Origin of the sequence: Pseudooceanicola marinus, assembly GCF_002786295.1 — a bacterium.
Taxonomy (GTDB): Bacteria; Pseudomonadota; Alphaproteobacteria; order Rhodobacterales; family Rhodobacteraceae; genus Pseudooceanicola; species Pseudooceanicola marinus.
The window spans coordinates 121,486-145,377 of record NZ_PGTC01000015.1 but is presented as its reverse complement, the minus strand read 5'-3'; the positions used below and the strand labels follow the sequence as shown (position 1 = coordinate 145,377).

Sequence of the window (23,892 nt, the reverse complement as noted above, 5' to 3'; positions counted from 1 at the left end):
TACCATCGCGTATGCCTCGACCCTAGCGCCGGGCCGCTGCGGAGGCGAGTCGCGAAAGCCCCCCTTTACTCGGCGCGCCCTTTCTGGCACGGCCCTGCGCATCAGCGAGGAGCGCGAGATGGCCAAGGACGGCAAGGACAAGAAGGCCCCGAAACGGCAACAGGTCTACACCCTGCTGGTCGAGGTCGGCCGCCATGACGGCGACGGCCTGCCCGAGGGCAGCACCGGTGCGGCGCTGATGTGCTATGCCTCCGGCGTGGACGAGGCCGAGGCGGTGCGCGAGACCGTGGCGATCCTGAAACAGGCCGACCTGGCACCGTTGGACGTGACCGGCTACGGCACGCTGGACGACCGCATCGAGATGGGTCACGAGGTCGAGCAGGAAGAGCGCGATCTGATGGCCCGCGCGGCGGAGGAAAACTCCGTCATCGTCGCCCAGATGACGCCCTTCTTCGGCGATGAACAGGGCAGCGCAGACCGCCCGAACTAAGGCGCGCGCCTACGGCGCGCCGCAAATCCCACAGCTTCGAATGATGGCTTCACCTGCCTGACGGCCCGCGCCGCTCAGGCCGCGCGGTGGTTGGCCAGGATCTTCGCCTCGTAGTCGCGCAGGACGGGTCGGGCATGGCCCGGCTGGTGCGGCAGGCGTGAGCGTTGGTAGCCCGCCAGCAGGCTGGCCTCGACCAGGGCGGCCGATCGGCGCAGACGCCCCACGTGCAGGCTTTCCATCTGGGCCCCGCAAACCCCCAGCACCTGCTGATCCGGCAGCAGCAGCTGGTGCATCGTGACCAGCGGACCCGTCTCGGCCCAGGCGCCGGTCCGGTCGGTCACCGAATGCTGCGCCGCGACCAGCACGCTGTCGCTGTGGAAGAGGTAGCGAACCTCCTCCCCCCCGGTCACCAGCCGCTGGCCCGCAGCCACAACCACGTCACGGGTCAGACCGAAATGGGGGGCGAACAGCTGCACCGGACGGAACAGGCCGCGCGCCGGCAGGGTGCGGCGCACCGCGGCCAACACGGGCACGGCGCCCTCACCCTCGATCAGCACCAAGTCGCCGCGGCGCAGTTCGCGAACCGCGCGGCGCCCCTCGGGCGTGTCGATCAGCGTGTCGCCCTGCAGCCCCGGCATCGGCCCGATCGGTTCGATCCCGTCCGACACGGCCAGGAAATCGACGCCCGCGCCCAGCATCTCCAGCTCGGGGTAAAGCGCCGCCTCGGTCAGCGCCTGGAAGGGCAGCGCGACGGGATCGGCAAAACCCGTGGCCAGCGGCGCCACGTCCCGTTCGGGCCGCTCCACCACCAGCCGCGCCACGCCGGACCGGCTTTCCCAGGACAGCATCGCGCGGATCCGTTCGGGCCGCTCGCCACTGTCCAGCGTCAGGCTGCACTGGCGCACCTTGCTGCCCCGTTCGAGCACGAGGCTCAACGCCCCGCCGGGCACCTGGCTGAGGGTCAGCCGCCCGGCGACGGGGTGGCGGAAAGGAATGTCGAGAAGCGGGTTCAGCACCCGGGTCGCGGTGATCTGCGCCTCCAGCAGGATCGAGCCCTGGCCCATCAGCTCCGCCGGGCCTGCGCTGCGCAGCAACGTTCCGGTGCCCCGCCCGGCTGGCGTGTCCGACCCGCTGGCCGCGATGGCCCCCACGCCGGGGCAGGAAACGGCGACCCAGCCCATGGCTCAGCCCCGCCCGAATGCAGACATGGCCCGACGTGCGGACCGCCGCGCAGATCCCCGCGCCGTGCTGGAAAGAAAGATCGTCTGCCCTGTCATGGCGCCTCGCCCGGCGCGTCTCTCTGCGCGCTCTTGCAGGTAAAATCGCATTCCTTGGCCGTCAGGTAAAGATCATATGGTGGCAAACTGCATTTCACCGGGCAGATATGGCCCGTCGCTCCGGTTTCGGGCCGTCTCACGCCTCTCCGGGGGCCGTCCCGGCCCCACCCTTTGCAACAGGCGCGAAACCCGCTAGCCATTCGCCCAGAAAAGGAGTTCCCCATGCCCGCCGACACCTCCGCGCCCACCGATCCCGTTGCCCTGACCGCCGAGCTGATCCGCTGCCCCTCCGTCACGCCGGAAGAGGGCGGTGCGCTGGTCCTGCTGCAGGAGCGGCTGGAGGCCGCGGGCTTCACCTGTTTCCGCGCCGACCGCAATGGCATCGCCAACCTCTTTGCCCGCTGGGGGGAGAAGGGGGCGGCCCGCACCTTCGGTTTCAACGGGCATACCGACGTGGTGCCCGTGGGCGACGCCGCCGCCTGGACCGCCGATCCCTTCGGTGCAGAGATCCGCGACGGCCGCATGTACGGACGCGGCGCCACCGACATGAAATCGGGCGTGGCCTGTTTCGCCGCCGCCGCCATCGACTTCGTCACACAGACCCCGCCCGAGGACGGCGCGGTGGTGCTGGCGATCACCGGCGACGAGGAAGGCGACTCGACCGATGGCACCATCGCCCTGCTGGACTGGATGGCGGCCAACGGCGAGAGCATGACCCATTGCCTGGTGGGCGAGCCGACCTGCCCCACCACCATGGGCGAGATGATCAAGATCGGGCGGCGCGGGTCAATGACCGCCTGGTTCACCGCCACCGGCAAGCAGGGTCATTCCGCCTATCCGCATCGTGCAAAGAACCCCCTGCCCGCCATGGCGCGGCTGGTCGACCGGCTGGCCAGCCACGAGTTGGACCAGGGGACCGACCATTTCGACCCGTCGACCCTGGCCGTGGTGCAGTTCGACACCGGCAACGACGCCACCAACGTCATCCCCGCCCAGTGCCGCGCCGCCGTCAACATCCGCTTCAACGACATCCACACCGGCGAAAGCCTGAGCCAATGGCTGCGCCGCGAGGCGCAGGACGTGTCGCGCCAGTTCGACATCCTGATCGAACCGCGCATCAAGATCTCCGGCGAGGCCTTCCTGACGCCCCCGGGCGAGTTGTCGGCGCTGGTGGCCAAGGCCGTGGAGGCCGAGACCGGCGTGACGCCGGAGCTGTCGACCACGGGAGGCACCTCGGACGCGCGCTTCGTCAAGGATCTGTGCCCGGTGGTCGAGTTCGGCCTGGTGGGCGAGACCATGCACCAGGTGGACGAAAACGTGCCCGTGGAACAGATCCCGCAGCTGAAGGCGGTCTATGCGCGGGTTCTGAAGGACTATTTCGCGTGATGCTGCGGATTGCCCCCGTCACCGACCCCGCCCCCTGTTTCGCCCTGCGCGAAGAGGTTTTCATGGCCGAACAAGGCTTCACGGCCGAGGAGGAATGGGACGACCTGGATGCCAGCGCCGAGCATCTTCTGGCAACGCTGGACGGCACGCCCGTCGGCACCGCCCGTCTGCTGGAAGAGGACGGGGCGGGGCGGATCGGACGGATCTGCGTGGTGAAGGCGCAGCGCGGTACCGGCCTGGGCGCGGCGCTGGTGCGCGCCGGCATCGAGCGGCTGGCGGCGCAGGGACACACCCGGATCACGCTGGGCGCTCAGGTGCGGGTCATGGGGTTCTACGAGGGCCTGGGGTTCGTAGCCTTCGGCCCGGAGTATGACGACGGCGGCGTGCCGCATCGGGAGATGGAGCTGCGGCTGAAGGCCTGAGGGGAAGGGGGCGCTGCCCCCGTCGCCCCATGGGCGACTCCCCCGGAGTATTTTTGTCTGTCGGATGAGAGCAGGGCCGCGCCAGGCGGCAAGCGCAGGGAGAAAGAGCATGAAAGTTGCGGTGATCGGATGCGGAGCCATCGGCGGCTGGCTGACGGCGGGTCTGGTGCGCGGGGGCGCGGAGGCCGTCGTGCTGGCGCGGGGCGCGACGCTGACCGCGCTGCGGGCCGAGGGGCTGTTGCTGGACGAGGGCGCGGGACCGCAGCGGGTGGCCATCACGGTCACCGAGGATCCGGCGGATCTGGCGGGGGCCGATCTGCTGGTGCTGGGGGTGAAGGCCCATGCGTTGCCCGGTCTGCTGCCCGCGATCGAGACCGCCATGGGTCGCGAGACCCTGGTGATGCCGGCGGTGAACGGGCTGCCCTTCTGGTTCCTGCAGGATTTCGGCGGCCCGGTCGAGGGGATGGTCCTGGATGCCGTGGACCCCGGTGGGGCGCTGGCCCGGGCCATTCCGGCGGAGCGGATCGTCGGCAACGTGGTGCATGCGGCCTCGCGCACGCCCGCACCGGGGCAGGTGGAACTGGTGAAGGCCAACAAGCTGTTGCTGGGCCAAATCACGCCGGACGGTCCCACCGCGCGCATCTCCGCGCTGGCGGAGGTCTTCCGCAAGGGGGGCATCCCGGCGGAGGAGACCGGCGAGATCCGGCGCGAGGTCTGGACCAAGCTCTGGGGCAATTCCAACATGAACCCGCTGTCGGCCCTGTCGCGCGCCGATACCGCCGCCATGCTGGCCGATCCGGGCGTGCGCGCCCTGACCCTGTCGATGATGCGCGAAATGGCCGATCTGGGCGCGCGCATCAGCCTGCCGGGCTTCGACGACATGGAGGAGCGCATTGCGACGACGCGGAAGCTGGGCCCGATCCGCACCTCGATGTTGCAGGATGTCGAGGCCGGGCGGCGGCTGGAGATCGACCCGATCCTGGGGGCGCTGGTGGAACTAGCCGGGAAGCTGGACATGCCCGTGCCCGCCATGGCCGGCGTCTATGGCCTGACCCGGCTGCTGGACGAAAGCCTAGCCTAGCCCAGACCAGTGATGCCGTCCCAGAGCAGCTTCACCGCCGCCAGCGCCACCAGGGCGTAGCAGATCGCGTAGAGGCGGCGGGCGTCCATCCGGCCATGCAGCCGGTGGCCAAGCCACAGCGCCAGCGGGATCACCGGCACGGCGGCGGCCATCAGGATCAGCTCGGACGCGCCCGGGGGCGCCACCAGCATCCAGGGCACCAGCTTGAACAGGTTGGCCGCGGTGAAGACGATGGAGGTGGTGCCGGCGTAGAGCCGCGTCGGCAGGTCGCGCGGCAGCATGTACATGGCCAGCGGCGGGCCGCCCGCATGGGCCACCATCGAGGTGGTGCCGCACCCCAGCCCTGACAACAGCGCCCCCGGCGCGCTGAAGCCGCGGTGCCCTGTCCTGCGGCCCCCGCGCAGCCACAGCCCGGTGAAGATCAGCGCGATGCCGCCCACCAGGATCGCCACCGCCGGTTCCGGCAGGACCCCCAGCAGGACCGTGCCCAGCAGGGTGCCCGCTAGTACCCCGGGCACCAGCCAGCTGGCGTCCTGCCGGCTCCAGGTGGAGGGGGACCAGTAGCGCAGCCCGAAGAGATCCATCGTCAGGAAAAGCGGGGCCAGCACCACGCCCGCCGTCAGCGGGTCCATCGCCAGCGACATCAGCGGGATGCCGATCAGGGCGAAGCCGCCGCCGAAGGCGCCCTTGACGAAGGCGATCATCCCGGCGGCCGCCAGGGTGACGAGAACGGCCGCGAGGTCGGGCAGGACGGCAAGATCGGGCAGCATCGGCGGGGGCCTTCCGGGCAGGTGAAACGCCGGCCAGAAAAGGCCGCCGGCGGGGAAAGGTCAAGCGTCCTGCCCTGCCCCTTTTCCCGATGACCCCGCCCGCGCCGCGTGCTAGGGCTGGCCCATGTCCCAGCTACCGACGAAGCAAGAGATCCTCGACTGGATCGCTGCCAACCCCACCCTCACGGCCAAACGCGACATCGCCAAGGCCTTCGGCATCAAGGGCGCCGCCCGGATCGACCTCAAGCGCATCCTGAAGGAGCTTGAGGACGAAGGCGTGCTGGAAAAGCGCAAGAAGACCTATCGCGACCCGGACCGGCTGCCGCCCGTCTCGGTGCTGCTGGTCAATGCGCCCGATGCCGATGGCGACCTGACGGCGCGGCCACTGGAATGGCATGGCGAAGGGGTGGAACCCGCCGTCCACCTGATCCTGCGCGCCTCCGACCCCGCGCTTGGCGCCGGCGACCGGATCCTGGGACGGCTGACGCCGATCGAGGGCGAGAACGCCTACGAGGCCCGGCTGATCCGCAAGATCGGCACCAACCCGACCCGCATCCTGGGCGTCTTCCGAATGGGCTCCGAAGGCGGGCGCATCGTGCCGATCGACAAGGGCAACGACAAGGAATGGATGGTGTCCGCCGGCGCCACCCACGGCGCCAAGGACGGCGAGCTGGTCGAGGGCGAACAGGCCGGGCCGAAGGCGCGCATGGGCCTGCCCAAGGCCCGCATCGTCGCCCGCCTGGGCGATCCCACCGCGCCGCGCGCCGTCTCGCTGATCGCCATCCACCAGCACGGCATCCCCGATGCCTTCCCCGACGAGGTGATCGCCGAGGCGGATGCCAAGAAGCCCGCCGGCCTGTCCGGGCGCGAAGACCTGCGCGAGCTGCCCCTGGTCACCATCGACCCCAGCGATGCCCGCGACCACGACGACGCCTGCTATGCCGAGGCGGACGACGATCCGAAGAACCCCGGCGGCCATATCCTGTGGGTCGCCATCGCCGATGTCGCCCATTACGTCACCCCCGGCTCCGCCCTGGACCGCGAGGCGAAGAAACGCGGCAATTCCAGCTATTTCCCCGACCGCGTGGTACCGATGCTGCCCGACCGGCTGTCGGGCGACCTGTGTTCGCTGCACGAAGGCGTCCCGCGCGCCTGTATCGCCGTGCGCATGGTTCTGGACCGGCATGGCAAGAAGTTGCGCCATACCTTCCACCGCGCCCTGATGCGCTCCGCCGCCTCGCTGGCCTACGAGGACGTGCAGGCCGCCATGGACGGGGCGCCGAACGACAAGACCGCACCGCTGCTGGAGACGGTGATCAAGCCGCTTTACGAGGCCTATGCCGCGCTGAAGGCCGCGCGCGAGGCACGCCAGCCGCTGAACCTCGACCTGCCGGAGCGCAAGATCGTGCTGTCGGACGAGGGCGAGGTGCTGTCGGTCAACTTCCGCGACCGGCTGGACGCGCACAAGCTGATCGAGGAATTCATGGTGCTGGCCAATGTGGCCGCCGCCGAGACGTTGATCGCGAAGAACTCGCCGCTGCTGTTCCGCGTGCACGAGGAACCCAGCCCCGAGAAGCTGAACGCCCTGCGCGAGACGGCGGATGCCGCCGGGTTCGGCCTGGCCAAGGGGCAGGTCCTGAAGACCGCCCATATCAACCGGTTGCTGGACCAGGCGGCGGGCACGGATCAGGCAGAGCTGATCAACATGGCCACCCTGCGCTCGATGATGCAGGCCTATTACGCGCCGGTGAACTTCGGCCACTTCGGCCTGGCCCTGCAGAACTACGCCCATTTCACCTCGCCCATCCGGCGCTATTCCGACCTCGTGGTGCACCGCGCGCTGGTCAATGCCCACCACTGGGGCAAGGACGGGCTGACGGCCCAGGACATCGAGAACCTGGAGCAGACCGCCACCCATATCTCGGAGACCGAGCGCCGCTCGATGATGGCGGAACGCGACACGACGGATCGCTACCTGGCCGCCTACCTGTCCGAACGCATCGGGCAGGAGTTCGAGGGCCGCGTTTCCGGCGTGGCCCGTTTCGGCGCCTTCGTGCGGCTGGATGAGACCGGCGCCGACGGGCTGATCCCGATCCGGTCCCTGGGGCAGGAGTTCTTCCACTTCGACCGCGAGGCGATGACCCTGATGGGCTCGCAATCGGGGATGCTGGTGGAGCCGGGCATGCGCGTGAAAGTGAAGCTGGCCGAGGCCGCCCCCGTCACCGGCGGGCTGGAGCTGGAGCTGATCGAGCTGGAGGGCGAGGCCGTCACCCCCGGGCCCCGTGGCGGGCGCCCGGGGCGCGGCGGCCCGCGCAAAAGCTTCGGCAAGGGCAAGGGGAAGCCCAAGGGTAGTCCCAAGCGCAAGCTGATCCGCGCCAAGGCCAAGACCGACAAGACCAAGCGCAAGCTGACCCGCAAGCGCAACGGCTGAGGCCCCGGACCGACGGGCGGCGCGCACGGCGCCGGCCCGCCGGTCCCGCTTTCGCGTCAGCCCATGCTTTCGGCACGGCAGTTTTCCGGTTACACTGGGGTTAATAATAATGTCAGAGCAGTCGGATTTTCAGCCATGCGCGTTCCCGCCAAGGCCTTTGCCCTTGCCGCCCTCGCGGCCACCCTCGCCCCGCCGATGAGCGGCGCTGCGGTGGCCGATGCCCCCCAGACCTCCCTGCGCCCGCAGGCCAGGCCCGTGGTCATTGCCGGGTCGGTCACCGCCGCCTCGCTGGCGCAGGTCATTGATCGGGCGACCCCCGCTGCGGCCCCGGCCGCCGCCCCCGCGTCCCAGCCGCAGACGACGCCGCGCGCCAGCGTGATCCTGGCCTCGGCCAGCTCGCTGCGCCCGCGCCTGCGGCCCTCGGCGCTGGCCAGCTCGGGCAGCCGGTCCGCCACGCCGCAAGCGACTCCCGTCGCCGCCGACCCCGGTTTCACCGCCTGGCTGAGCGGCTTCCGCCGTCGCGCCATGGCCGAAGGCATCACCGGCGCCACCTTCGACCGGGCCTTCCGCAATGCCCGCTTCATGCCCGAGGTGATCGCCAAGGACCGCAACCAGTCCGAGTTCACCAAGTCGATCGGCGACTACATGGATGGCGCCGTCTCCGACAGCCGCGTGCGCAATGGCCGACGCGAGTATTCCCGCAACACGCGGCTTCTTTCGAGCATCGAAAGCAGCTACGGCGTGCCGGGGCAGTACATCACCGCGATCTGGGGGCTGGAAACGGCCTATGGCTCCTACCGGGGCAAGACGCCGCTGATCTCCTCGATGGCGACCCTGGCCTATGAGGGCCGCCGCGGTGCCTTCTACGAGGCGCAGCTGATCGCGCTGCTGAAAGTGGTGCAGCACGGCGACAGCCAGCCGGAGAACATGCTGGGCTCCTGGGCCGGGGCCTCGGGCCATACGCAGTTCATGCCCACCTCCTACCTCGGCTACGCGGTGGACCACACCGGCGACGGGCGGCGCGACATCTGGTCGGACGATCCGTCGGATTCGCTGGCCTCCTCGGCCAACTACCTGGCGAAACACGGCTGGCGGCGCGGCCAGCCCTGGGGGGTCGAGGTGACCCTGCCCGCCAATTTCGACTACACCCAGGCCAACGGGCCGGAACGGATGCCCTCCGCTTGGGCCCGCCTGGGCGTGCGCCCCGCGCGCGGCCAGCTGCGCGACTACGGCAATGCCCGGCTGCTGCTGCTGGCCGGCGCCCGCGGGCCGGCCTTCCTGGTGTTCCACAACTTCGACGTGATCAAGCGCTACAACAACGCCGACACCTACGCCCTGGCCGTGGGCATCCTCGGCGACCGGATCGCCGGCGCGGGCGACATCACCCGCCCCTGGCCGCAGGGGGAACGGATGCTGAAACGGTCCGAGCGGGTGGAACTGCAGCGCCTGCTGACCCGCCGCGGCTATGACACCGGGGGCGTCGACGGCATCCTCGGCTCGCGCTCCACCGCCGCGATCCGCGCCTACCAGCGCTCCATCGGGGCCACGCCGGACGGCCACCCCTCGGTCGCCCTGTTGTCGCGCCTGCGCTAACGCAGCATCCGGGCGCGCCCGCAAGTCCCGGCGCGCCCCACCCTGATCGCCGCGCGTGGCACACCCGCCAGCCGTCGCAGCGGACCGGACACCGGGCACCCCGCCCCTGTCTTCACGTCGTCGAAAATACTCCGGGGGGAATTGAACCCGGCACGGGCTCAAGGGGGGCAGCGCCCCCCCCCGCCCCCTCAGCTATCTGCACAGTCTTCGAAAAGAGGCGATGTCTCACCAGGCGCTCGCGTCTCGCGTCGGGGGCACTGCAAACAACGGTTGGACTGGGCCCCCGCCCCGCCTCAGCGCAGGCCGTCGCGCGCCACCTGGCCCGCCAGCTCTGCCACCGCCTGCGCCCGGGCCGCCGCGATCTCCGACGGGCCCGGCCCGGCCACGGGGACGGTGATGTCGAACAGCCCCGTCCGGCCACGCCCGCCCAGGTCGGGCGCCACGAAATACTGCCCCGACAGGCGGAAGGTGCCATTGGCCTCCGCCAGCATCTGCTCCACCCGGACCTCCAGCCGCGCCTGGGCCCGGTCGTTGAAGGGCCAGGGCTCGCCCGCCACCTGCACGCCGGTGATCCGGCCCAGATGCCGCGCCAGTTCCAGGCTCATCCCGCGCGACGGCAGATCGGCCCAGAGCACATCGGTCTCGGCGGCCACCGCGCCATCGGCCTGGCGCCGGGCAATCTGCTGACGTCCGGCATAGTCGGGCAGCGACACCTCCAGCACCTCGACGGAGCTGTAGCGGATGCTGACCGGGGCCAGCGTCTCGGGGGCCACGTCGGGCACGGTGTAGAACCGTTCATCGGCGGCGCAGCTGGCCAGGGCCAGGACAGCGGAGGTGGCAAGGATCAGGTGGCGCATGGTCATCTCCCGAAGAGAATGGAATTGGGGTTGCGTTCCAGCTCGCGCGCCAGGGCGCTGATGGCCTGGGCGGCGCGGTCCAGCTCGCGCAGGGTGCCCCGCAGGTCGCGGCCCACGCCGGCGTCGGCGTCATAGCCCGACAGCACGGTGGCGGCGCGCGACAGGACCCCGCGCGCCTGTTCGATCAGCCGCGGCAGGTCGTCGGCGGCCACCTCGATCGAGCCGGCGGCATCTCGGGCCGAGGCCAGGGTTTCGTTCAGGTTGGCCACCACGCCGCCCTCGCGCAGCTCGGCCAGGGTGGCGCGCAGCTCGTCCAGGGCCTCGTTCAGATGCGCGGGCAGGTCGCGGGCCCCTTCGGTCGCGAGCACCGCATCGGCGCTTTGCATCAGCTGGTCCAGCGTCGCGGCCAGTTCGTCCAGCGGGACCTGTTCGGCATTGGCGGCGATGGCGTCGATGCGGGCCACCACGTCAGGCACGCCAGCCACGGCGCCGCTGACGCTGTCGGCGGCCGACGACACACCGTCGAGCGCCTCCGCCAGCTTTTCGGCCGCGGCCTGGGCGTTCAGCGCCGCCACCAGCTCCTCGACCTGATCCGCGATGCCGCCGATCTGTTCGGGCAGCGCCTGCACCGCGTCCGACCCGACCAGGTTGCGGGCATTGCCCAGCAGGTCGCGCACGTCACCCGGCACGGCGTTCAACTCTTCATTGCCAGCCAGGTTGCCGATGTTGTCCAGCGTGTGGATGGCACTGTCGATCAACTCCTCGATCTTGAGGTTGTTGATCCGCTCCATCACGCCCTCGGCGGTGGCGGAGACGTCGGAAATCGCGCCCTCGGTGGTGGGGAAGGTGATCGAGCCGTCCTCGTCCACCACGACCTCGGCGGGCGCGGCATCCTCGATCTCGGCCAGTTCCACCTTCAGCCCGCCGGTCAGGATCGATGCCGTCGCCAGCCGCGCGCGCAGCCCGTCCTCGCGCACGCGGTCCTCGAAGAACTGCAGGGGGTCAATCGCCACGCCGGAGGCCTCCAGCCCCAGGCGCTGCGGCCGGATCTGCAGGGTGACGGCCAGCCGCACCCGGTTGTCACCGAAGCGGTCCGGGTCGACGATACCGCTGACCGCGTCCACGCGGCCGATCCGCAGACCGCCGTAGGTCACAGGGGCATCCACCGAAAGGCCCGCCACGTTCTCCTCGAAGATGGCGTTGAAGACCATCCGCTCGCCGTCCTGCTCGCCGAAGGCGCTGGCGCGGGCCGCGCCCTCGCTGGGGTAGACAGTAAAGAGGGTGCCCTCATCCACGGGTTCCCCGCCCGAGACGACGGTATTGAAGGTCACGCCCCCTGCCAGCAGCGAGGCGACGGAGGAGAAATCGAGGCTGGCGCCGTTCGGGCCGAGGGAGAAGTTGAAGCCGGAGGTATCCCAGAACCGCGTGGCCGAGCTGATGAGCCGGTCATGGGGGGCAAAGATGATCGCATCGGCCTCGACGGTCGATCCATCCTCGCTGACCTGCGCCTGGCCCAGGTGGCCGACCTCGATGCCGCGGAACTCGATCGGCACGTCGCTGGTCAGATCGCCATCGGCGGAGGCGCGCAGGCGGATGCGCAGCCCCTCGCGGCCCTCGCGGTTGAGCGGCGCGCGGTCCAGCCCCTCGAAACTTTCCTGACTGCCCTGGGCTTCGCTGTCCCAAAGCCCTTCGATGTAGACGCCCGACAGCACGGTGCCGAGGCCGGTGACCCCCCGCGCGGTGACCTGGGGGCGTACGATCCAGAAGGCGGCGTCATCATCGACGTATTCGGCCACGTCGCGATCCACGCGGATAAAGACCTGCACCCGGCTGAGGCCCTTGTTGAAGCCGACCTTCTCGACCACGCCGACGGCCACATCGCGATAACGCAGCTCGGTCTCGCCGGCGGCCACGCCCTCGGCATTGCCGAAAGTGACCTCGATCAGCGGGCCCCGTTCGGCATAGCTTTGCCAGGCCACGCCCAGGGCGATCGCCAGGGCGATCACCGGCAGCAGCCAGATCACCGACAGCCGCTGGATGACGGACCGGCGGGTGGAGGTGACATGAACGTCAGGGGTCTCGCTCATCCGGCGGGCTCCTCTTTGGGGTCTTTCGGGGAGGGGGCGGGCAAGGGCGCCAGGTCCGGCACCTCGCCCTCCTCCGCATCCCAGATCAGGCGGCTGTCGAAGGCCATGGCCGAGAACATGGTGAAGATCACCGACAGCGCGAAGTAGAGACTGGCCTGGCCCGGGCGGATCGCCACCACCGCGCCCAGTTGCACCAGCGAGCTGAGGATGGCGACGACGAAGACGTCGATCATCGACCAGCGACCGATGTATTCCACGATCTCATGCAGGTGCTGGCGCCGTTCGGCCGACATGCGGCTGCCGTGGCGCACGCCGAGGGCCAGGGCCGCGATGACCGAAAACTTCGCCACCGGGATCGCCACCGAGGCCGCCAGGATCACCAGCGCGATCCCCCAGCTGCCATGGCGCCCCAGTTCCAGCGCGCCGCCGATGATCGTGTTGTCCTGGCGGCTGACCAGGGTGCGGGTGATCAGCATCGGGTCGAGGTTGGCGGGGATGTAGCAGATCAGCCCCAGCACCCACCACGCCCAGACCTTCTGAAGCCCGAGGGGATTGCGGCTTTGCAGCTTGTGGCCGCAGCGCCCGCAATGGGCTATCCCCGGCTCCCAGACGCGGTTGCAGCGGGTGCAGGCCACCAGGCCCATTTCGCGGGCCGACTTCATGGCGCGCTCTCCGCCGGAAGATCCGGGGTGCGGTCGCGGGCGCGGTCAGCGTCGCGGGCCGCGCGGCGTTCCTTGCGGCCAGGGTGCACCAGGCTGCGGTCCAGGCTGCGCCAGACCGACTGGCGGCAGGTCAGTCCGTCCTGCACCGGCACCAGGATGACCAGGAAGGCGAAGATCCAGAAGGCGGGGCCGAATTCCACCCGCGCCAGGTCGCTGACCTTGATCAGAGCCACGGCACAGCCGATGGCGAAGACCTCGGCCATGGACCAGGGGCGCAGTGCCTCGGACAGGCGGAAGGCGCCGATGGCGCCGGGCCAGGGCGCGCGGTCGCGCACCAGCGGCCATAGGACGTAGATCGACAGCAGCGCCCGCAGCGCCGGGATGAAGACGATCAGCCCGGCCAGCAGAAGGGACAGCAAGGTGAAAAGCGTGGAGGAGGAAAAAGCCAGCGCCGCGTCGAGGATCGAGGAGGCATTGGCCAGCCCGGCCCGGCTGATCCGCAGGAAGGGCAGCGAGGTCGCCGACACCGCCAGGATCAGCACCGAGACCGCCACTGCGATGATCTGCTTGCCCGCGCTCTTGCGGGGCGCGATCAGCACGTGATCGCAACGCCCGCACAGCGCGCGCTGCCCCGGCTGCGGTTCCACCACGTGCTGAACCGCGTCGCATCGCGGGCAGGCGATGAGATCGGCAAGCGGATCTGCGGAAGCTTTGGCATGAGCCATGGTGGCGCGCCCCGAGGCGGAAAAATCAGGTATCAGCTAGCCTCACCATGCTTCATGTCAAATGGCAAGGCACGCCCCCGAAAGGCCCTTCCGCAGCGTCAGAGCGTCCCGGTCAGCCCGGGCAGCAGCCGGGCGATGATGCCCTTCAGCTTGGCCGCGCCAATGGGGGCGCTGTTCTTGGTGTGCTCATGGCTGATGTTCTCGTCCGACAGGCCCGCCGCCATGTTGGTCACCACGCTGACGGCGGCACAGCGCAGGCCCAGGAAGCGGCCCAGGATGACCTCGGGCACGGTGGACATGCCGACGGTATCGGCGCCCAGCATCTTCAGCATGCGGATCTCGGCCGGCGTTTCGAAGGAAGGGCCGGAATACCAGGAATAGACGCCCGACTTGATGTCGATGCCCTGGGCCTGTGCCGCCTCTTCGATGGCGGTGCGGATGGCGGGGTCGTAGGCGTCGGTCATGTTGACGAAGCGCGCGTCGGTGGGTTCACCGATCAGCGGGTTCAGACCCGAGTAGTTGATGTGATCGGCGATGATCATCAGATCGCCCGGCGGAATGTCACCGCGGAAGCTGCCGCAGGCGTTGGTCACCAGCAGCGCCTTGGCGCCCAATTCCTTCATCACCTCCAGCGGCAGGCGCATCGCGTCCGAGCGGCCGTTTTCGTAGTAGTGTTCGCGCCCGCTCATCACCGCGACGCGCATGCCGTGCAGGGTGCCGATCACCAGCTCGGCGGAATGGCCGGAGACGCCGGAATGGGGAAAGCCCGGCAGGTCGGTGTAGGGGATATGCGTGCCCTCGACCTCATCGGCCAGCGGGCCCAGGCCGGAGCCGAGGATCATCGCCATTTCCACCGGGGCGTCGCCCACCCGGGCGCGGATCGTCTCGACAAGGGTCTCGATGCTGGGGGCTGTCATGGTGGATCCTCTGCTGTCTGTCCGCCTGTTGTCTGACGGTCTGCTGTCTGTCAGTTGATGTCTGTCGGGTGCCCGCGCCTGCGGGCCGTTCCTTCCCCGGTAGCGGCCCGGCCCGCGTCGGGCAAGCCCTGCCGGTGCGACAGCCGCCCGGCTTCGCGCCACTGCACAGGGGCAGCCCACCATCCTGCCGGAATCGCCTTGCACCGAGGACCCGAGACGCTAGCGTCGGCACCGACGTAAAGGAGCCCCGCATGACGACCCCCGATTTCGACGAGATCATCGACCGCCGCGGCACCCATTCCGCGAAATGGGACAACCTGGAAACCTACTACGGCCTGTCCCCGGACGAGGGCATCCCGATGTGGGTGGCCGACATGGATTTCCGCCCGCCGGCCTGCGTCACCCAGGCGCTGCGCGATTTCGTCGACCAGGGCGTCTTCGGCTATTTCGGGGATGACACCGCCTACAAGAACGCGATCGTCTGGTGGATGCAGAACCGTCACGGCTGGCAGGTGGACCCGGACGCCATCTTCTCCACCCACGGGCTGGTCAACGGCACCGGCCTCTGCCTGCAGGCCTTCACCGAACCGGGCGACGGGATCGTGATGTTCACGCCGATCTACCATGCCTTCGCCCGGGTGATTAACGCCGCCGACCGCAAGGTGGTGGAATGCCCGATGGTGCTGGACGAGGGGCGCTACAGGCTCGATTTCGACGCCTATGACGCGCAGATGACCGGCAACGAGAAAATGCTGCTGCTCTGCTCGCCGCATAACCCCGGCGGCCGCGTCTGGACGCAGGCGGAGCTGGAGGGCATGGCGGCCTTCGCCAAACGCCACGACCTGATCATCGTGTCGGACGAGATCCACCATGACCTTGTGATGCCCGGGCAAAAGCATATCCCCATGGCCGTGGCCTGCCCCGAGATTGCCGACCGTCTGGTGATGATGACGGCCACCACCAAGACCTTCAACCTGGCCGGCGGGCATGTGGGCAATGTCATCATCCACGACGCGGCCCTGCGCCGGCGGTTCGAGAAGGTGATGGGCGCCCTGGGCATCTCTCCCAACTCCTTCGCGCTGCATATGGCCACCGCCGCCTATTCGCCCGAAGGGGCCGAGTGGGTCGATGCGCTTTGCGACTACCTCGATGGCAACCGGAAGGTCTTCGACGCCGGCATCGAGGCGATCCCGGGACTGAAGTCGATGCGCCTGGAGGGCACCTACCTGGCCTGGGTCGATTTCTCCGGCACCGGGATGGACCCGGCAGAGGTGAAGCGGCGGATCCTGGAAGAGGCGAAGATCGCGGTGAACTACGGCGCGGTCTTCGGGCTGGGCGGCGACGACTTCCAGCGGTTCAACCTGGCCACGCCGCGCGCGCGGGTGGAAGAGGCCGTCGCACGGATGCAGGCCGCCTTCGCCGATTTGCAGTGATCGCGAGGGGGCGGGGGCTCTGCCCCCCTTGAGCCCTCATGGGCTCAATTCCCCCCGGGATATGTCCGGCCAACAAATGGAGAGAGGGGAGGAGCGCCCGGAACCGGCGGTCATGCCCCAGGGAGGAAGACATGCAGGCAGACAGCCGTCTGGATCATATCGTGGTCGCCGCCAGCACGCTGGACGCGGGCCTCGCCTGGACCGAGGAGAAGCTGGGCGTGGCCCTGCCGCAGGCGGGCGGCCAGCATCCCCTGATGGGCACCCACAACCGGGTCATGCGCCTGGGCGAGGCCAGTTTCCTGGAGGTGATCGCCCCGGACCCGGAGGCGCCGGACCCGGGGCGCGCGCGCTGGTTCGGGCTGGATTCTCCGCCGGACACCCCGCGCCTCGCGCACTGGTTGGTACGGGTGCCGGGGTTGGTGACCCGGCGCGACACCCTGCCCCTGACCTGTGGCCCGGCGCTGGCCCAGCAACGCGGCGATCTGCGCTGGAAGATCACCGTGCCCGAAGACGGCCACCTGCCCTTCGGGGGCGTCTTTCCATCCTTCCTGGACTGGGAATGCGACGAGGGCGCGATCCCGCCGCGCGCCATGCCCGGTGGCGACCTCACCCTGACCGCGCTGGAGCTGTCGCATCCCCGTGCCGCCCAGGCCGAGGCCCTGCTGGCGCCGATCCTGCGCGACAATCGGGTCCGCTGGACTGTCTCGGACGCCCCCGCCCTGACCGCCCGCCTCACCGGGCCGTCGGGCGAGGTGGTTCTGGGCTGACCCCCAAACGCAGAAGGCGCGACCCCCGGATGGAGGCCGCGCCCGACTGAGGTAAGTCCCAGGCGTTCTCGCTCCTGGAACTACAGGGCCCGAGGGTATCAGGCGTCCTGTGCGGCGATCGCGCGGTGGTTCACGGTGTTGCCACGGGCGATCTCGATCCGGCGCGGTTTCAGTGCTTCGGGCACTTCGCGCACCAGGTCGATATGGAGCATACCATCGGTATGGGTCGCCCCCGTCACCTGAACATGATCCGCCAGCTGGAAGCGGCGTTCGAAGGCGCGGGTGGCGATGCCGCGATGCAGGTAGGTGCGGCTGTCGTTTTCCTCAGCCTTGCGGGCAGAGACGACCAGCGCGCGGTCCTTGACCTCGACCGTCAGCTCGTCTTCGGCGAAGCCGGCGACGGCGATCGAGATGCGGTAGGCATCATCGGCGGTTTTCTCGATGTTGTAGGGGGGATAGGTGGATTGGGCGCCATCATTGGTCAGCACGCGATCCATCATGTCGGCCAGTTGATCGAAGCCAACGGTGGCACGGTAAAGCGGCGCAAGATCGAAGTTACGCATGTCTGTCATCCTTCTTGAAGCGATAACTATGTCAGGCGGCCCTCCCACGGGGACGAGCCGGTCTTTCGGGACCCGTCTGGCGTCCCGTCTTCCTGATCTGGGATAGCGCTTTCGCGATTTCAAGAGGGCGAGCGAGGGTCCGCCTCAGTCCCCGGGGCGGATGAATTTCGCGCCGATATCCTCGCGCCCGCCGCCGACGGTCACGCGGTTGGCCCGCGGCGCGGGCTCCAGACCGTAGCCCTGGCCGGCGGCCAGTTCGGCCTTCAGCACCGACAGCGGGGTTTCCAGCTCGGTGCCCAGGGCCACCGGCCCGCCGTCCACCTCGGCCTTGGCCGAAACCACCGAGACGATGCGCGGCACGCCACTGGCGAAGGAGAAGATCGGCGCGCCGGAGCTGCCGTAATCGACGTTGCACGACGTGACCAGAACCCCGCTCTGCCGGGCGATCACGCCGCAGATTTCCTGCAACGATGGCGCCTCGGCCCGGTCATGGGCATAGGAGACGATGCCCACCTTGTCCCCGGCGGCGGGCCGCATGTCCGTCTGGAAGGGGATGACGGTGGTGTTGCGGATGGGCTGGTACAGCTCCAGCAGGGCCAGGTCGTTGCGCACCCGGTCGGCGGAGACGGCGGCCTGGTAGACGTAGTCGGGATGGGTCACCGCGCGACGCACCTGCCGATAGGCGCTGGCGCGGCCGTTGCGCATGCCCGCCAGGAACTCGATCTGGCCGGGGTCGATGCGCGCGCCGCTGCCGCGTTGGTAGAGGCAATGCGCCGCCGTCAGCACCAGGTCGGGTGCCACCAGCGCCCCGGTGCAGAACCCCTTGCCGCCGATATCGAGCCGCCCCACGGCCTCCCAGCCGCGGCCGGCGTCGCCGGTATCCAGCCGCTGCAATGCCGAATCGTCAGGCTGCGCCAGCATCGGCCCACTGACCAGGACGGGCGCCAAAAGGCCAAGCAGGGCTGAGCGAAGGCGCGATCGGCGCGGGAAACGGGCGTGGGGGCGGGGCATTGGATCTCCGGGGTCTTGCCGCCCTACACTGCCTGCCGCTTCGGGCCAAATTTGGGCGAAGACGGGATTTAATCGCGCAGGTTCGGCACTGGCCTCGCGCCGGGCATCGCACCGGACACCGAACGGGGCTGCGGCAGCGGGTCGCCCGACAGCGCGGGCGGCACCGGCCCGCCCGTGGCCCAGTCCAGCAATTCCACCGAATGCACCACCGGCACCCCCGTCCCCGATCCGATCTGCATCATGCAGCCGATATTGCCAGCGGCGATGACCTCTGGCCGCAGCGCCTCCAGCGTGGCCACCTTGCGCGTCTTCAGCTGGCCCGAGATCTCGGGCTGCATCAGGTTGTAGGTGCCCGCGGAGCCGCAGCACAGATGCGCGTCGGCCGGCAGAAGCACCTCGAAGCCGGCGGCCTTCAGCAGTGCCTTGGGCGGGTCGGTCACCTTCTGGCCGTGTTGCAGGGAGCAGGCCGCGTGATAGGCGACGCGCATCCCCCGGGCGGGGTGATCAGGGGCGACCTCGGGCAGATCCAGCTTCGCCAGCAGCTCGGTGATGTCCATCGCAAGGCCCGCGACCGTCTCCGCCGGGCCCGCGATGTCGCTGTCCCGAAACATGTGGCCGTAATCCTTCACCGTGGTGCCGCAGCCGGAGGTGTTGATGACGATGGCGTCCAGGCCCTCCCCGTCGATTTCCGCCTCCCAGGCGCGGATATTGGCCTCGGCGGCGGCGTGGCTGTCATCTTCGCGCCCCATGTGATGGGTCAGCGCGCCGCAGCAGCCGGCGTCCTTGGCGACCACCACCTCGACGCCCAGGCGGCGCAGCAGGCGGATGGTGGCATCGTTGATGTCGGTGTTCAACGCGCGCTGCGCACAGCCGGTCATCAGCGCAACACGCATCCGGCGCGGGGCGGCGGGTGCGAAGGTCTGCGGCCGGTCATTGGGCGAGACGGGCGGCAGGTGTTTCGGTGCCATCTCCAGCATGGCGCGCAGGCGGGCGTCGGGGATCAGCCGGCGGAAGGGCCGAGCGATCTTGGCCCCCATCATCGCCAGGCGGAAGCGCCCCGGATAGGGCAGGATCCGCGCCAGCAGGGCCCGCAAGGCGCGGTCATGCCAGGGGCGCCGGTAATGCGTCTCGATATAGGCGCGGGCATGGTCCAACAGGTGCATGTAATGCACGCCCGAGGGGCAGGTGGTCATGCAGGCCAGGCAGGACAGGCACCGGTCGATATGCTTGACCGTCTTTGCGTCCGGCACCCGCTCGTTCTCCAGCATGTCCTTGATCAGGTAGATGCGGCCCCGGGGGCTGTCCAGCTCGTCGCCCAGCACCTGGTAGGTGGGACAGGTGGCGGTGCAGAACCCGCAATGCACGCAGGCGCGCAGGATCTTGTTGGCGGTGGCGGTGCCGGGGTCTTCCAGCTGTGCGGGGGTGAAGTTGGTCTGCATGTCAGGCCCCTTCCATCAGGCCGGGATTGAGGAGGCCCCTGGGGTCGAACTTCGCCCGCAGGCCGGCTTCCAGCCGGGCAATCGGCGCCGGGCGCGGCTGGAACATCGGCACCCGGGCGCGCAGGGCCTCACCTGCGCGGATCAGCGTGGCATGACCGCCCCGCGTGGCGCATTCGGCGCGGATCGCGGCGGCGCCCGCGTCGCCCTCTTCCGGCACGCGCAGCCAGATCAACCCGCCGGACCAGTCCAGCAGCGCCTCGTGATCCAACCCCACAGCCTTCAGCCGCCCCAGCAGCCCCGGCGCCTCGGTGGGTTTCACCGACAGCTTCCACACCGCGCCCGGTTGCCCGACGAAGGGCGCCGCGTCGCGCAAGCCCTGCCACAGCGCTGCGCTCTCGGCGCCCTCGACCACGTCCCAGCCGCCGCCAAGCGCCGCGTTCAGGGCCCCGGCGCGATAGGCGACCGATCCGGCCAACCCTTCGACCCGCAACCGCGTCTCGCCCCCGGCCCAACCGGCGCCGCTGACGTCATAGGGGGTGCCCATGGCGCGGCACATGTCGGTGACGGCCTGCGCCACACCCTGCCCCGACCGGACCAGCGTCGCCTCCGCCTGGGGTCGGGCCAGCACCTTCAGGCTGACCTCGGTCAAAACGCCCAGCGTCCCCCAGCTGCCCGCCATCAGCTTCACCAGGTCATAGCCGGTGACGTTCTTCATCACCCGCCCGCCGTTCGACACCACCTCACCGGCGCCGGAGACAAATCGCACCCCCAGCAGGTGATCGCGGCAGGCGCCGACCTGCACCCGGCGGGGGCCCGAGACATTGGCGGCCACCACGCCACCGATGGTCGGTTCCCCCCCGGTGCCCAGAAGCGCGCGGTGATCCATCGGCTCGAAGGCCAGGCGCTGCCCCTTTTCGGCCAGCAGCGCCTCAACCTCGGCCAGGGGCGTCCCCGCCCCCACCACCAGGGTCAGCGCGCCCGGCTCGTAAAGCCGCACACCCGACAGCCCGCCTGTCTCCAGCCCCTCGCCCGCCAGCGCCACGCCCCGCGTGCCCCCGCCCCGCACCGCCAGCGGCGCGCGCGCGGCCTGCAACAGCTCAGCCAGCTCGGTCTCTGTCCCGGGTCTCATCATCCGAAAGCTCCAAATACTCTGGGGGGAGGGGCGCCGTCAGGCGACCCGGGGGGCAAGGCCCCCTGCCCGGCGCGAGGCCGAGACCTCCAGCGGGAACACCTTGGCCGGGTTCAGCAGCCATTGGCCGTCAAACACATCCTTCACCCGCATCTGCGCCTCCAGGTCGGCGGGCCGGTACTGGTGACCCATCAGGTCGCGCTTCTCGATGCCAACCCCATGTTCGCCGGTCAGGCAGCCGCCCACCTCGACGCAGAGTTTCAGGATCTCGGCGCCAAGCGCCTCGCACAGCTCCAGCTGGCCCTCCTCATTGGCGTTGAACAGGATCAGGGGATGCATGTTGCCGTCGCCGGCGTGGAACACGTTGGCCACGTCCAGCCCGTACTCGGCGCTCAGCGCCTCGATGCGGGCCAGCACGCGCGGCAGCTCCGTCACCGGGATCGTCCCGTCGAGGCACATGTAATCGTTGATCTGCCCCATAGCGCCAAATGCAGACTTGCGCCCCAGCCAAATCCGCGCGCTTTCCTCGGCCGAGCCGCTTTCGCGCAGCTCCACCGGATCGTGGCGGCGGGCGATGGCGGTGATGATCTCCAACTGCTCGGCGATCTCGGCCTCCGATCCCTCGACCTCGACGATCAGCAAGGCCTCGCAATCGGGGTAGCCCGCGCCGGAGAAGGCGTCGGTGGCGCGGATGCAGGGGCGGTCCATGAACTCGATCGCCACGGGCAGCACGCCCGCCTCGATAATGTCGGACACGCACTGCCCCGCGACCTCCAGGCTGTCGTAGCCGATCAGCACGGGCCGCGCGCCCTCGGGCTTGGCGATGATCCGCAGGGTCGCCTCGGTCACCACGCCCAACTGACCCTCGGAGCCGCAAACCAGGCCCAGCAGGTCCAGCCCGGCGGCGTCCAGATGCGCGCCGCCCAGTTCGATCACCTCGCCCTCCATGGTGACCATCGTGACGCCCAGCAGGTTGTTCGTCGTCACCCCGTATTTCAGGCAATGCGCGCCCCCGGAGTTCATCGCGATGTTGCCGGCGATGGCACAGGCCAGCTGACTGGAGGGGTCGGGGGCGTAGAAGAACCCGTCGGCCTCCACCGCGCCGGAGACCGACAGGTTGGTGCGCCCGGTCTGCACACGGATGAACCGGTTGGCATAATCGGTTTCCAGCACCGCGTTCATCCGCGCCACGCCCAGGATCACCGAATCCGCCGTTGGCAGGGCCCCGCCCGCCAGCGAGGTGCCCGCCCCGCGCGGCACCACCGGAACCCCCATCTCGTGACAGATCTTCAGCACCGCCGCGACTTCCTCGGTCGAGCTGGGCAGCACGGCACAGAGGGGCGGACAGCGGTAGGCCGTCAGGGCGTCGCATTCATAGGCGCGGGTCTCGGCCGGATCGTCGATGACGGCCCCCGCGGGCAGCACCTTGCGCAGGCGCGCCACCAGCGCGGGCTTCTTCGACAGGACCGCCGCATCGGGCGCTGGCATCTGCATGGCTCTCCTCCCCTTGGTCCGCGGATCGCTGACCCGGGAATATCAGGATTGGTAAGATTTTTGAACCAATTTTTTCCCGCAAGTATCCAGCACCATTTTTCGATAGCCAGACGCCGCGTCCCGCGGCTAGGTAGCGACATGACGATGAGCGATGTCCTGACCCTGTTTTCCACCGCCGACGCCGCCGCCGTGGCGTTGATCCTGGCCGGCTGGCTGGGCATCGGCTGGCGGATCGAACACCCGGGCCCGCGCCCCTCGGTGTCGATCCTGATGGCCGAGAACCGCCGCGAATGGCTGCGCATGGCGATCGAACGCGGCAACCGCATCGTCGACAGCCAGATCCTGGGCATGCTGCGCGCCAACAGCTCGTTCTTCGCCTCCTCCACGCTGATCGCCATCGGCGGCACCCTGGCCCTGCTGGGCAACTCCGACCAGCTGCGCGGGGTCGTCAGCGACCTGGGCGTGATCGACCGCAGCTCCGAAGTCTTCTGGGAAATCAAGCTGATCCTGGTGCTGCTGTTCATGGTCAACGCCTTCCTGAAGTTCGTCTGGGCCAACCGCCTGTTCGGCTATTGCGGCGTGTTGATGGGCGCGATCCCGAACGATCCGACCGACCCGCGCGCCATGCCCCGGGCGCAGAAGGCGGCGCAGATCAACATCTTCGCTGCGCGCAGTTTCAACCGGGGGCTGCGGTCGATCTATTTCGCCATGGCGGCCGCCGGCTGGTTCCTCGGCCCCTGGGGCCTGCTGGCCGCGACCCTGACCACCTGCGCGATCCTGTGGCGGCGCGAGTTCGCCTCGCAGTCGCGCGAGCTGTTGCTGACCCGCGACATGGACCCGGCAGAGGCACCGAGCGGGCCCGACAGCGCGGCCTGACCGGTCACGAAACGGGCAGGGCGGCGGACAGGGGCGCGGTTTTCTTTGCTCCACTGGCGAAGCGCGCCAAGGGCGCTTACCGGCGGGTCGCAACGTGGAAATCTGACAGGCAAAGGCCGTAGCAACCGGGAAATAGGGTCCGACCGTGCGGCGTCCCTGCGCGGGGCGTCAAACGTCCTGGTCAGGAGTGTTTAGGTCAGCCCCGCTGGATGCGCTGTCCTCTCGCCGCAGACCCTGGGTCACGCCGCGCCAGTACAAGGGCCAGCCGGTGCTGAGCGTGGCGATTGTCGGCGGCGGCCAGTCGAGCCTGTCGATCACCTTCGGCCTGATGCGCGCGAATGTCACCAACATGCGCATCTACAGCCGCAACCGTCCCGACGAGGCCGGCCCCTGGACCTCGGACACACGGATGCAGACCTGCGCACCCATGACGACCCCGAGCTGCGCCTTTAGTCTCCCAGGACAACATGGTCTCGCCCCGG

At 69.4% G+C, this 23,892-nt stretch carries 20 protein-coding genes and 2 pseudogenes; 9 read left to right on the top strand and 13 right to left on the bottom strand.

Features of this window, described 5'->3' with window-relative positions; translation table 11 throughout:
* Positions 1-118: 118 nt before the first annotated feature.
* Positions 119-490: a hypothetical protein gene (locus CVM50_RS09925; RefSeq protein WP_085889140.1), complete on the top strand. Its 372-nt coding sequence runs from the start codon at positions 119-121 to the stop codon at positions 488-490.
* Between the two features lie 74 nt (positions 491-564).
* Here CVM50_RS09925 and CVM50_RS09920 read toward each other — a convergent pair whose 3' ends face one another.
* A complete protein-coding gene (locus tag CVM50_RS09920) occupies positions 565-1,671 on the bottom strand; it encodes a Hint domain-containing protein (RefSeq protein WP_085889141.1) in 1,107 nt (368 codons plus the stop codon).
* A gap of 318 nt (positions 1,672-1,989) precedes the next feature.
* Here CVM50_RS09920 and dapE point away from each other — a divergent pair, with 318 nt between their 5' ends.
* From dapE to CVM50_RS09905, 3 genes are all read left to right on the top strand, one after another.
* Positions 1,990-3,153 carry a succinyl-diaminopimelate desuccinylase gene (gene dapE / locus CVM50_RS09915; protein ID WP_085889142.1) on the top strand — a complete coding sequence of 388 codons (1,164 nt, stop codon included), beginning with the start codon at positions 1,990-1,992 and terminating at the stop codon, positions 3,151-3,153.
* Positions 3,153-3,575, top strand: coding sequence for a GNAT family N-acetyltransferase (locus tag CVM50_RS09910; protein ID WP_198431885.1), 423 nt, complete (start codon positions 3,153-3,155; stop codon positions 3,573-3,575). The genes dapE and CVM50_RS09910 overlap by 1 nt, the downstream gene beginning before the upstream one ends.
* A 109-nt stretch (positions 3,576-3,684) precedes the next feature.
* Positions 3,685-4,656, top strand: a complete 972-nt coding sequence (locus CVM50_RS09905) for a ketopantoate reductase family protein (protein ID WP_157792167.1) — start codon at positions 3,685-3,687, stop codon at positions 4,654-4,656.
* Here the strand turns inward: CVM50_RS09905 and CVM50_RS09900 are convergent.
* On the bottom strand, positions 4,653-5,426 hold the full coding sequence (locus CVM50_RS09900) for a sulfite exporter TauE/SafE family protein (protein WP_085889145.1): 774 nt from the start codon (positions 5,424-5,426) through the stop codon (positions 4,653-4,655). The two genes, CVM50_RS09905 and CVM50_RS09900, sit on opposite strands and share 4 nt — an antisense overlap.
* A 124-nt stretch (positions 5,427-5,550) precedes the next feature.
* Here CVM50_RS09900 and rnr point away from each other — a divergent pair, with 124 nt between their 5' ends.
* Entirely contained in the window at positions 5,551-7,857 is a 2,307-nt protein-coding gene (gene rnr / locus CVM50_RS09895; RefSeq protein ID WP_085889146.1) for a ribonuclease R, read from the top strand.
* A 135-nt stretch (positions 7,858-7,992) separates the two neighbouring features.
* The gene (locus CVM50_RS09890) at positions 7,993-9,450 is read left to right on the top strand and encodes a lytic murein transglycosylase (RefSeq protein ID WP_085889147.1); all 1,458 of its coding nucleotides are present in this window, start codon (positions 7,993-7,995) and stop codon (positions 9,448-9,450) included.
* Positions 9,451-9,743: 293 nt separating this feature from the next.
* Here the strand turns inward: CVM50_RS09890 and CVM50_RS09885 are convergent, their stop codons facing one another.
* The 6 genes and pseudogenes from CVM50_RS09885 to CVM50_RS09865 form a co-directional block, all read right to left on the bottom strand.
* Positions 9,744-10,307: a PqiC family protein gene (locus tag CVM50_RS09885; RefSeq protein ID WP_085889148.1), complete on the bottom strand. Its 564-nt coding sequence runs from the start codon at positions 10,305-10,307 to the stop codon at positions 9,744-9,746.
* 2 nt (positions 10,308-10,309) lie between these two features.
* A pseudogene (locus tag CVM50_RS22255) lies at positions 10,310-11,482 on the bottom strand (paraquat-inducible protein B); the annotation flags it as partial.
* A 528-nt stretch (positions 11,483-12,010) separates the two neighbouring features.
* Positions 12,011-12,394 (bottom strand): annotated as a pseudogene (locus CVM50_RS22250) (MlaD family protein); the annotation flags it as partial.
* Positions 12,391-13,056: a paraquat-inducible protein A gene (locus CVM50_RS09875; protein ID WP_222477333.1), complete on the bottom strand. Its 666-nt coding sequence runs from the start codon at positions 13,054-13,056 to the stop codon at positions 12,391-12,393. The gene CVM50_RS09875 and the pseudogene CVM50_RS22250, both read right to left, overlap by 4 nt.
* Positions 13,053-13,781, bottom strand: a complete 729-nt coding sequence (locus CVM50_RS09870; RefSeq protein WP_085889150.1) for a paraquat-inducible protein A — start codon at positions 13,779-13,781, stop codon at positions 13,053-13,055. Before CVM50_RS09870 ends, CVM50_RS09875 begins: the two co-directional genes overlap by 4 nt.
* Positions 13,782-13,879: 98 nt before the next feature.
* Complete coding sequence (locus CVM50_RS09865; RefSeq protein ID WP_085889151.1) at positions 13,880-14,698, bottom strand: purine-nucleoside phosphorylase; 819 nt, start codon at positions 14,696-14,698, stop codon at positions 13,880-13,882.
* Between the two features lie 251 nt (positions 14,699-14,949).
* Between CVM50_RS09865 and CVM50_RS09860 the strand changes: the two genes are divergently transcribed.
* Both CVM50_RS09860 and CVM50_RS09855 read left to right on the top strand, forming a co-directional pair.
* Positions 14,950-16,131, top strand: a complete 1,182-nt coding sequence (locus tag CVM50_RS09860; protein WP_085889152.1) for a MalY/PatB family protein — start codon at positions 14,950-14,952, stop codon at positions 16,129-16,131.
* A gap of 131 nt (positions 16,132-16,262) precedes the next feature.
* Positions 16,263-16,898, top strand: coding sequence for a VOC family protein (locus CVM50_RS09855; protein WP_085889153.1), 636 nt, complete (start codon positions 16,263-16,265; stop codon positions 16,896-16,898).
* Positions 16,899-16,996: 98 nt separating this feature from the next.
* Here CVM50_RS09855 and CVM50_RS09850 read toward each other — a convergent pair whose 3' ends face one another.
* The 5 genes from CVM50_RS09850 to CVM50_RS09830 form a co-directional block, all read right to left on the bottom strand.
* On the bottom strand, positions 16,997-17,461 hold the full coding sequence (locus CVM50_RS09850) for an Hsp20 family protein (RefSeq protein WP_085889154.1): 465 nt from the start codon (positions 17,459-17,461) through the stop codon (positions 16,997-16,999).
* Positions 17,462-17,605: 144 nt separating this feature from the next.
* The gene (locus CVM50_RS09845; protein WP_085889155.1) at positions 17,606-18,472 is read right to left on the bottom strand and encodes a trypsin-like serine peptidase; all 867 of its coding nucleotides are present in this window, start codon (positions 18,470-18,472) and stop codon (positions 17,606-17,608) included.
* A 68-nt stretch (positions 18,473-18,540) separates the two neighbouring features.
* A complete protein-coding gene (glcF, locus tag CVM50_RS09840; RefSeq protein WP_085889156.1) occupies positions 18,541-19,911 on the bottom strand; it encodes a glycolate oxidase subunit GlcF in 1,371 nt (456 codons plus the stop codon).
* A 1-nt stretch (position 19,912) separates the two neighbouring features.
* Positions 19,913-21,040, bottom strand: coding sequence for a glycolate oxidase subunit GlcE (gene glcE, locus CVM50_RS09835; protein WP_085889285.1), 1,128 nt, complete (start codon positions 21,038-21,040; stop codon positions 19,913-19,915).
* Positions 21,041-21,079: 39 nt separating this feature from the next.
* A complete protein-coding gene (locus CVM50_RS09830) occupies positions 21,080-22,534 on the bottom strand; it encodes an FAD-linked oxidase C-terminal domain-containing protein (RefSeq protein WP_085889157.1) in 1,455 nt (484 codons plus the stop codon).
* A gap of 138 nt (positions 22,535-22,672) precedes the next feature.
* Here CVM50_RS09830 and CVM50_RS09825 point away from each other — a divergent pair, with 138 nt between their 5' ends.
* A complete protein-coding gene (locus CVM50_RS09825; protein WP_085889158.1) occupies positions 22,673-23,410 on the top strand; it encodes a DUF599 domain-containing protein in 738 nt (245 codons plus the stop codon).
* Positions 23,411-23,892: the final 482 nt, after the last annotated feature.

Bases quoted from the DNA above. Each gene is read 5' to 3' on its own strand.
- CVM50_RS09925 (WP_085889140.1), top strand. From the start codon at position 119: ATGGCCAAGGACGGCAAGGACAAGAAGGCCCCGAAACGGCAACAGGTC.
- CVM50_RS09920 (WP_085889141.1), bottom strand. From the start codon at position 1,671: ATGGGCTGGGTCGCCGTTTCCTGCCCCGGCGTGGGGGCCATCGCGGCC.
- dapE (WP_085889142.1), top strand. From the start codon at position 1,990: ATGCCCGCCGACACCTCCGCGCCCACCGATCCCGTTGCCCTGACCGCC.
- CVM50_RS09910 (WP_198431885.1), top strand. From the start codon at position 3,153: ATGCTGCGGATTGCCCCCGTCACCGACCCCGCCCCCTGTTTCGCCCTG.
- CVM50_RS09905 (WP_157792167.1), top strand. From the start codon at position 3,685: ATGAAAGTTGCGGTGATCGGATGCGGAGCCATCGGCGGCTGGCTGACG.
- CVM50_RS09900 (WP_085889145.1), bottom strand. From the start codon at position 5,426: ATGCTGCCCGATCTTGCCGTCCTGCCCGACCTCGCGGCCGTTCTCGTC.
- rnr (WP_085889146.1), top strand. From the start codon at position 5,551: ATGTCCCAGCTACCGACGAAGCAAGAGATCCTCGACTGGATCGCTGCC.
- CVM50_RS09890 (WP_085889147.1), top strand. From the start codon at position 7,993: ATGCGCGTTCCCGCCAAGGCCTTTGCCCTTGCCGCCCTCGCGGCCACC.
- CVM50_RS09885 (WP_085889148.1), bottom strand. From the start codon at position 10,307: ATGCGCCACCTGATCCTTGCCACCTCCGCTGTCCTGGCCCTGGCCAGC.
- CVM50_RS09875 (WP_222477333.1), bottom strand. From the start codon at position 13,056: ATGAAGTCGGCCCGCGAAATGGGCCTGGTGGCCTGCACCCGCTGCAAC.
- CVM50_RS09870 (WP_085889150.1), bottom strand. From the start codon at position 13,781: ATGGCTCATGCCAAAGCTTCCGCAGATCCGCTTGCCGATCTCATCGCC.
- CVM50_RS09865 (WP_085889151.1), bottom strand. From the start codon at position 14,698: ATGACAGCCCCCAGCATCGAGACCCTTGTCGAGACGATCCGCGCCCGG.
- CVM50_RS09860 (WP_085889152.1), top strand. From the start codon at position 14,950: ATGACGACCCCCGATTTCGACGAGATCATCGACCGCCGCGGCACCCAT.
- CVM50_RS09855 (WP_085889153.1), top strand. From the start codon at position 16,263: ATGCAGGCAGACAGCCGTCTGGATCATATCGTGGTCGCCGCCAGCACG.
- CVM50_RS09850 (WP_085889154.1), bottom strand. From the start codon at position 17,461: ATGCGTAACTTCGATCTTGCGCCGCTTTACCGTGCCACCGTTGGCTTC.
- CVM50_RS09845 (WP_085889155.1), bottom strand. From the start codon at position 18,472: ATGCCCCGCCCCCACGCCCGTTTCCCGCGCCGATCGCGCCTTCGCTCA.
- glcF (WP_085889156.1), bottom strand. From the start codon at position 19,911: ATGCAGACCAACTTCACCCCCGCACAGCTGGAAGACCCCGGCACCGCC.
- glcE (WP_085889285.1), bottom strand. From the start codon at position 21,040: ATGAGACCCGGGACAGAGACCGAGCTGGCTGAGCTGTTGCAGGCCGCG.
- CVM50_RS09830 (WP_085889157.1), bottom strand. From the start codon at position 22,534: ATGCAGATGCCAGCGCCCGATGCGGCGGTCCTGTCGAAGAAGCCCGCG.
- CVM50_RS09825 (WP_085889158.1), top strand. From the start codon at position 22,673: ATGACGATGAGCGATGTCCTGACCCTGTTTTCCACCGCCGACGCCGCC.